The sequence below is a fragment of the Bradyrhizobium sp. BRP19 genome (genome assembly GCF_020194195.1).
Lineage (GTDB): Bacteria > Pseudomonadota > Alphaproteobacteria > Rhizobiales > Xanthobacteraceae > Bradyrhizobium > Bradyrhizobium yuanmingense.
Map to the genome: position 1 here is coordinate 1 of NZ_JADYVZ010000241.1, position 387 is coordinate 387.

Consider the following 387-nt stretch of genomic DNA (forward strand, 5'->3'; position numbering starts at 1 on the left):
CGAGTGTTTCGTGCGACAATGTCAGCGTGCCAGGAAATGCCAGATGCTCGTCGGACTTGCCGACCGGCATCATTGGCAACACCAGCGCCATCAAGTCTGGCGGCATCAGGTCGACTGCCCGGGCCACGATGCCCGCATTGATGGCTGCGTCGACCCTAACCGGCAGATGCGGCCCGTGCTGCTCGACGGCACCCACGGGCAGGATCGCGACCATGCTCTCCGCGTCGAGCCCGGCGAAGTCCTTCGTGCTCAGATCCCACCACCAACGCGACTTCAGCACCATTCTTTCGTTCGACTCCAACAACCGGCTGCGCCGACCTGCGAGTCTGGCGCGGATTGCCTGCTATTCAGGCTTGCGATTGTGCACGCGCCACGATCACTTGAAAG

The 387-nt window shown here is 62.5% G+C and carries 1 protein-coding gene; it reads right to left on the minus strand.

The features are described 5' to 3' along the window. The coding region (locus I6F36_RS39375) for a creatininase family protein (RefSeq protein ID WP_225173338.1) at positions 1-283 on the minus strand (283 nt) is incomplete at its 3' end. Between the last annotated feature and the right edge of the window lie 104 nt (positions 284-387).